This window comes from Bradyrhizobium jicamae (assembly GCF_001440395.1).
Lineage (GTDB): Bacteria > Pseudomonadota > Alphaproteobacteria > Rhizobiales > Xanthobacteraceae > Bradyrhizobium > Bradyrhizobium jicamae.
In genome coordinates, this window is sequence record NZ_LLXZ01000144.1 from 1 (window position 1) to 6,632 (window position 6,632).

The 6,632-nt window shown below is 59.7% G+C and carries 7 protein-coding genes and 1 pseudogene; 5 read left to right on the forward strand and 3 right to left on the reverse strand.

Annotation, left to right across the window (positions count from 1 at the left end; all coding sequences use genetic code 11):
- Window positions 1-409 precede the first annotated feature (409 nt).
- Window positions 410-616, reverse strand: a complete 207-nt coding sequence (locus CQ12_RS23820; RefSeq protein ID WP_057837740.1) for a hypothetical protein — start codon at window positions 614-616, stop codon at window positions 410-412.
- Between the two features lie 1,545 nt (window positions 617-2,161).
- On the opposite strand from CQ12_RS23820, the gene CQ12_RS23835 reads away from it, so the two are divergent.
- The 4 genes from CQ12_RS23835 (at window position 2,162) to CQ12_RS45185 (ending at window position 3,424) form a co-directional block, all read left to right on the forward strand.
- On the forward strand, window positions 2,162-2,365 hold the full coding sequence (locus CQ12_RS23835) for a hypothetical protein (RefSeq protein ID WP_347337441.1): 204 nt from the start codon (window positions 2,162-2,164) through the stop codon (window positions 2,363-2,365).
- Window positions 2,362-2,508, forward strand: a complete 147-nt coding sequence (locus CQ12_RS45180) for a hypothetical protein (protein ID WP_198164241.1) — start codon at window positions 2,362-2,364, stop codon at window positions 2,506-2,508. Before CQ12_RS23835 ends, CQ12_RS45180 begins: the two co-directional genes overlap by 4 nt.
- 18 nt (window positions 2,509-2,526) lie before the next feature.
- Complete coding sequence (locus CQ12_RS42630) at window positions 2,527-2,781, forward strand: DUF3551 domain-containing protein (protein WP_083519453.1); 255 nt, start codon at window positions 2,527-2,529, stop codon at window positions 2,779-2,781.
- 460 nt (window positions 2,782-3,241) lie between these two features.
- Entirely contained in the window at window positions 3,242-3,424 is a 183-nt protein-coding gene (locus CQ12_RS45185) for a hypothetical protein (protein WP_198164242.1), read from the forward strand.
- A gap of 328 nt (window positions 3,425-3,752) precedes the next feature.
- Here CQ12_RS45185 and CQ12_RS42635 read toward each other — a convergent pair whose 3' ends face one another.
- A complete protein-coding gene (locus CQ12_RS42635; protein ID WP_083519452.1) occupies window positions 3,753-3,956 on the reverse strand; it encodes a cold-shock protein in 204 nt (67 codons plus the stop codon).
- A 1,368-nt stretch (window positions 3,957-5,324) separates the two neighbouring features.
- On the opposite strand from CQ12_RS42635, the gene CQ12_RS23845 reads away from it, so the two are divergent.
- On the forward strand, window positions 5,325-6,038 hold the full coding sequence (locus tag CQ12_RS23845) for a Crp/Fnr family transcriptional regulator (RefSeq protein WP_157088432.1): 714 nt from the start codon (window positions 5,325-5,327) through the stop codon (window positions 6,036-6,038).
- A gap of 321 nt (window positions 6,039-6,359) precedes the next feature.
- Here CQ12_RS23845 and CQ12_RS23850 read toward each other — a convergent pair.
- A pseudogene (locus CQ12_RS23850) lies at window positions 6,360-6,632 on the reverse strand (hypothetical protein); the annotation flags it as partial.

Here is a 6,632-nt window from a genome sequence, read left to right on the forward strand (position 1 = left end):
TCAGGTGCCGTTATTTTTGCTTCCAGGCACCAAGTAAAGCGCGGCTAGTAGCATCCTGGCGTCCGATCTACCAAAGCAGGTGCGCCATAAAGGTCGGTGGCTCCCCCCTTTATGACGCTCGGTGAGCCGAGGCGGCCTTGTCGCTGCCATTCGCGAAAGGATTGGGCCTGGAACCTATCGCGCCCTCAATCCGCGATGGTCCGAGCAAATGCTGACGATCGCGCGAGCTAACGCTGACTTAAAAAAGACGGCCACCAACAGAAATCGCATGGCCGCACTGCTTGGGACTGGCCGCGACCGCTGATAGTGAGGGCCGCCCAATACATACTCCGCCAGTTAGCGGAGCCACAGGGCTACGACGGCCCAGAGCGAAGCCCGCCGGGCAAACACACCTGAGCGATCTTTTTTTCTAGGCCGCCCTTCTGGCACCTTCTCTGACATCGCTCATCGGTTTGATCTCGCCGATCAGCTCCGTGCCTCGATAAATTGACACCTTCTCGCCGGGCGAGATCTGCCAAACCTTCTCGTGTGCAACAATTAGGGCTTCCTCGAGCGTCGGCTTGGCGGCACGGTACTCGCAATTTCGCGCTCTCACCGTGTAGATTCGCTGGGTCATGATGGGATCCCTCGGTTCCTCCCCGGGGTCGGACAATCAGCTGCGAGCCGTGATCCGATCGTGATCCTCGCGATGACAGAAGCTGGCGCGCGAGCCGGCCTAGCGGATCGGCATGGCTGCGACGGCGCTGGCAAATCCCAGTATCATGATACTGGCGGCCGTGACGGTGACCACGTCGATTGACCTACAGGATCGCCAGCGAGGGCGCGGGGAGCGAGATAACGTAATCCCAACTATCTTGGTCCCCCGGGCACCAGGGTGGGCGGCCCGGCGTGCGCTTAGCCGACGCCGTAAGGCTTGTTGAGGAAGTAGTCGCGGTTGCCCAGCGCCTTCTCCGCTTACTGATCGATCGCGACTGTGATCGCTTGGACGTACTGATCTGGTGCCATGCGGCCGGTCAAACTCCCGCTGATGGGCCTGACGTCAAGGCCAGTGCCCTCACTTGAGATGTCGGCGGAGCATTCCGTTGTGTCGCTAGCGGGCCCATAGGGCCACGAGGGCACACGCGAAGCCTACCACCAGGATGCCCGCAGCCGTTACCGTGACTAGGTCAATTGACCAGGGGTGTCCTTTTCCACCGATCAAGTCGAAGTGTCTGGAGCGGCTGTCGTCCCTGAATGTCTGAAGGCGCATGACACGCACTCCCTTGTGCGCGCGTTGGACAATCATTCAATCGGCGACAGCCCAGACAGTTCCTCGAAATGCGAAACGCAAAGACCGTGGGCCTGGGACGCTCGGTCGCGGTGGCAGTCTCCTCGCGTGCTTGGACCCAAAGGACCCCGAAAGGACACACTCCCGAGCTGGAATGCGAGGCTCCCCCCAGGTGATACGGCCCGACAGATGCCCCCTGCCCCGCAGGACAGCACCGATCTGACCACCACCCCGACACCCGTCGCGCGGTGGATTTTGTGTTTCTCTGCCCGGCTATCCGCACCCGGCCCCACGATGTGCGGGGTCCTCGAAGCCAGCTAGGCACAACGGATTGATAATTTGTCCGACCGACCGCGGTGACGCTTTGATAGCGGCATGCGGCCTCAGAAGATCACTTTTGGCGAGATGCAGGAATCGGGCGTGCTTGGTGTCGTCGTCTTCTGCGGCGATTATCATTGTAGCCACTCCATCACCCTGCCCGCCGATCGCTGGCCGGATCACGGTGCGCCTATCGGATGTTGAGCCGCAGTTCGTCTGCAAGGCGTGCGGCAAGCGCGGCGCCGATGTGCGTCCGGATTTCCATGGTGGCAGCAAGCGGGCCCGCGTAACGGGCCTACGCTAAATGCACTTCAGAATTAACCTCCGCGGCGTACTCCAGCTTAACTCGGAATATCCGTTGCGGCCGATCTGAACAGACCTAGCGTGGCTACAGATCGTGCAGAAATGCCCCCCCACTTGCTTACTGCGCGATTAAGGGGCCGCCTCGCCCAAGGGGCGGTCCCGCCCATTTTTTGAAAAGCTTTCCCCTTGTCCTGGTCGACCTCGTTTGAGGACCCAATACTGCTTCCGAATGGCCGCCGGCTTCTCACTTTGAGGGATGCCGCGAGCTACATCATGAAGCTGCCAAAGGCCGAGCACTCCGCGCCGGAATGGCAGGCCGCGATGGAGGCGCTGATCCTCGTTGCAGAGAGCGGCGGCCCGACGATGTTGGTCCGGATCGGCGTCATGCGGGCGTTGAACCGTCACGTCGAACAGGTCTTTAATCCCGATCGCAAAGGCTATCATTGGGACAAGCGCAAGCTGAAGAGAGACCAATGACCGTTTTTGTCTACGTCAACACCAGCAAGCCGGTCGGCGATGCCGAGCACGTCAAGGTGTTTGCCAATCAGAATGCCGCGGAAAAATGGTTCGAAGAAAACGATCCTGAAGGCGTAGCCTTTGAGTATGAGGTGTTGGAGTGAATGCCAAAGGAGGCTCTGATGCGCATTCTGGCCTTGGCCATTTTGGCGATCGGGATAGTCTCAATAGGGCCAGCGTCCGCCCAGACGTACGATCCGGCTTATCCGGTTTGCCTGCGGGTATACGGCCCGGCCACCTATTACGAATGCAGCTACACATCACTGCCTCAATGCAACGCGTCGGCGTCGGGCCGCTCGGCACAGTGCGTCATCAATCCATATTTTGGGGCAGCGCAAGAGCCCACGGGTCATCGGCGGCATCGCCGGGTCTACTAAAGTGAATCGCATTGGCCGCAGGACCGCATACGCCATGCTCGTGATCTTGGCGCTGGCAATCGTCTGGCAGTTGCTGGGATCGTTATAGCCTATGACTCGCTGCCAACTAAAATGCGGCCCCAGCGGGCTTGGGGCGACCGGGGCCGCGAGTAAGGGAAATGTGTCAGTGCCGAGAAACAAAACTGGGCTCGGCACATCCCTTGATAGCAAATGGTAAACAACCTCGTACTTGCGCTTTAGGGTGTCCAATCGGCTCTTTCGGGGTGCCCCATCAGGCGCATTCCAGTGAGCGTCCCGTCCTTGTAATCAAAGCGTCACAAACCCGCGACAGACTTAGCTAGCTGGCATTTTAGGAGCCGGCCAAGGAAATGCCACTGCCGCCGAGCGAAGATATTCCGCTCTGGCCAGCCTTGTGGCCTTAAGCAAGGGAATTAAACCCACTCGTCAAAGGACGATGATGATGATTGATCACCAATTGGCTCGCTTGCGAGCGCATCACCGTAATATTCAACGCTATCGCAACCTATTGCAAACCAGCCTGACAGAGCTTGAGCGCGAGTTTATCGAAAAGCGACTGACCGAAGAGCAATCAAATCTGGAGGGCTTGGCGCCACTCATCCCCTTGCGTCCCGCCGCTCGCTGACGGAGTTGGCCGTGACGCAGAAAATGAGCAGTCTGAACCCACGAAAAGCCCGGCATTTTGCCGGGCTGATCGAGAATATGATTCCAAGCGAGCAATGGCGAGATTGACCCACACGACGTTCTTATTGTCGGTTCGGTTTTCGACCCACCGATCGCCGCGTCTGCAAATATTAGGAACTAGCGGCGTTGCTGAGAGTCGATCCCATCGCTCCCGGGGGATCTGTGGAGACGAACCGGGAGAAAGTGGCGGCCCCAGCTTGCGCTGGAAACCTAGCTGGGGCCGTTTTGCAAGTGGCCGCCAGCGTGAGCCGGCGCGCCTATTGCGACGATCAGCCTACCCTGAGGTTTTCGGCGGATTCCTTGCCACGGTTGGCCACGACTTCGTAGCTTACCTTCGCACCCTCATTCAGATTGCTTAAGCCTGCTCGCTCGACGGCCGAAATATGGACGAACACGTCCTTCCCGCCTGTATCCGGTTGAATAAATCCATAACCCTTTGTTGGATTGAACCACTTCACTGTACCTACTGCCACTTCGTTTCTCCCTATGGATTAATTGACAGGGGAAGATGGTGACAGGATTCTGGCGAAAGAAAGGGCCGGCGGGCACGAAAAAGCCGCCGCTGGGGCCTTGTCAGCGACGGCTCTACGCATTCATCCACACCCGCGGGGATGTCTCACCGCGATTAATCGGATCATACTCGGGGGAAGTTAACGATCTGCCCGCATACGCTCGCAGCTTGCGCGGGTCCTGCTGTGAAGCGGCTTACAAATGGGTCCAAGGCTACGTGGTATGCACGGTCTCACCCTGGGCCATGATTCCAGCAACCTTCATGGCTCGGGCTAGAGCCAGGGCAGTTGTGGCAAGCGCTGCCTCGGCTTGCTGTGAGCCCTACGATCGTCGTTTGGAGGGGCCGGCTTTCCTGGCCGTAAGTGTCATAGGCTTCCAATGACGAAAGTCATAGAGCCTGGTCCATTCGTGAACCGGAGCGCCGCAGTTTCTGCATAGAAATGCGTCGTAACTTCTCAGCCCTCCGGGCCTGCGTCGCCCGATATACCGATCGGCAATGCGGACAGGAAAAATGGACCGTCACCGGGGCGTCGTTGCCCATCGTCACGCACTCTCGTCTTACGAGAGACAGCCGTGGCGCGGGGCAGGGTTACGCCACGACTGTCCCAGTGCGCCCATGCGGAAAGCGCGAATTTTTCTACCGGGAAAAAATGGCAATGAAGAGCAGAAACAATGGCGGGCGCAAGGGCGGCCCGACCCAATGGTTCCGGAGCACGGATTACGGCGCGTCCTTCCTGGATCCGCCGATGCTGTAAGAATCCTCGATCCTCTCGACGAGCCGCCCCTCCCCAGCGGTCCGTTTGCCTTTGCCTGGACCGCGCTGGCCTAAGACTGATCGGCGAACGGCTGCCGCCGCCTAGCCACGCGCGGCCGCATGTCCTCGGCGCGCCGACGTGTTCGCCGGACAGCGAGCAACGCCGCGAAGGCGATGATCCCGATGCCGTCGACAACAAGCGTGTATGCCTCCAACAGTCGCTCCCTCAAGATGGCGTCCGTAGATTAATCGAGTCTCGAGCCACGCTCGGTTCGCTTTGCGACACTGGCCCGCTATGTCGCTCCGCCGCGCTCCGCGGGCCACCCACGCGTTTCCGCGCCACGGCCGGGCCTTCCCGCACCAGCCAACACGCAAAACTCACCAGCGGCCACGGCCGCGCAGTCCGCGCGGCCTATATGCGGTGCTTGCTTAATTTTCCCGCTTGACAAGGCGATCTTAGACGGCTTGCACAGCTAGGGACCCGTCGGTAGGTTATCGCGGGAACCTCCTCAATTTCGACCCGGTATGGCGTTCCAATCAGCATGATGAAAGTTGAGATATGGGCTCGGCGGCTCGCATGATGGAGCGCCCTGCCAGCGTCGGTAATCGTCTCCTAGCCGCATTGCCGTCGAAAGACCTCGCATTGCTCGTGCCGCATCTCCAGAAGGTATCGCTTGAACAGGATGCCGTGGTAGCGCGATCGGGAGATCGACGCGACCGTGTTTACTTTCCCCATACCGGCGCGATCTCCTTCATGCTCGGCCTGCCGAACGGGGAAACGATTGCAACCGCCGTGATCGGGCGCGAGGAGGCCCTCGGTGCGCTCTCGGTGCTGGGGGAAAACTCCTCCCTGTCGTCCGTGACCGCGGTCGTGCGGGTGGGCGGCACCGCATCGCAAATCTCCGTAGAGCGTTTTCAAGCCGCCTACATGGGAAGCAGCGCCATCAGACATGTGGTCCTGGCGCACACGAGGTCGATCCTCATGCAGTTCCAGCACGTCGCAGCCTGCAATGGGCTGCCCCCCGTCGAGGCCCGCATGGCCCGGTGGCTGCTTCACCTGCACGATCGGACGGAAGGCAACATCCTATCATTAACTCAGGAGACGCTTTCGCAGTTGCTCGGGGTACGACGAACGACCGTGACACTGGAGATGGCCAAACTCCGCGCCTTGGGTGCCATCAGATCAGATCGGCGGGGCTTGATCGAAATCGATAGGGGGCGTCTCGAGCAAGCGTCCTGCGAATGCTACGACATCATGCGCCATCAAACCGATCAGATCATCCCCGGATGACGCCGCGGAGGGAACTGCTGCGCTAGGGGATTTCATTCCGACCTATGCCGGCTTCGGGTCAAAACCGGCAATACTCGGATTGAGCAGAAAGCTTCTGCTTACTCTCCCAGAGCCAACATAAGCAGCACCAAAGAGCCCAGCTTCGGGGCGTCGAAGCTGAGGCCCCTGGAGGCCAGCCCTTCGCCCACAAAAGGCCCCGCCGAAATCACAGCACCGCGCGCAGCCGTCTATCGTGAAAGGAACGATAAGCCAGCATGCTGATTATGCGGGATCGCTGGCGGCTCTGGCGCGATTCTTGTCCCCCGCTGCCAGGGCCGTTTATTAGGCCGGAGCGAGTTCGCTCTCGATCTGCTCAGCCCGTTTTGCTTCCGCATCGTAAACCTTGATCTGAAGGCTTGGAAAACGCGCCTTCAAGTCTTTGGCTGCTTGGATAGCAGAATCTTGGGTTTTGAACTCTCGTTTCACGTGGCCATCGACAATGAGGGCGTAACCACTTGTCGGAAGGTCGGCCGGCGCCCTGATCGTTGTTGCAGGCGCCGCCACAAGCGATCGTTGCGTGCGCTGTTGTCGCATGGGAAAGCTCCGCATTGGGGG

What these genes read in the sequence shown, in the direction of transcription:
- CQ12_RS23820 (WP_057837740.1), bottom strand. Translation starts at nt 616, where the DNA reads ATGACCCAGCGAATCTACACGGTGAGAGCGCGAAATTGCGAGTACCGT.
- CQ12_RS23835 (WP_347337441.1), top strand. Translation starts at nt 2,162, where the DNA reads ATGAAGCTGCCAAAGGCCGAGCACTCCGCGCCGGAATGGCAGGCCGCG.
- CQ12_RS45180 (WP_198164241.1), top strand. Translation starts at nt 2,362, where the DNA reads ATGACCGTTTTTGTCTACGTCAACACCAGCAAGCCGGTCGGCGATGCC.
- CQ12_RS42630 (WP_083519453.1), top strand. Translation starts at nt 2,527, where the DNA reads ATGCGCATTCTGGCCTTGGCCATTTTGGCGATCGGGATAGTCTCAATA.
- CQ12_RS45185 (WP_198164242.1), top strand. Translation starts at nt 3,242, where the DNA reads ATGATTGATCACCAATTGGCTCGCTTGCGAGCGCATCACCGTAATATT.
- CQ12_RS23845 (WP_157088432.1), top strand. Translation starts at nt 5,325, where the DNA reads ATGATGGAGCGCCCTGCCAGCGTCGGTAATCGTCTCCTAGCCGCATTG.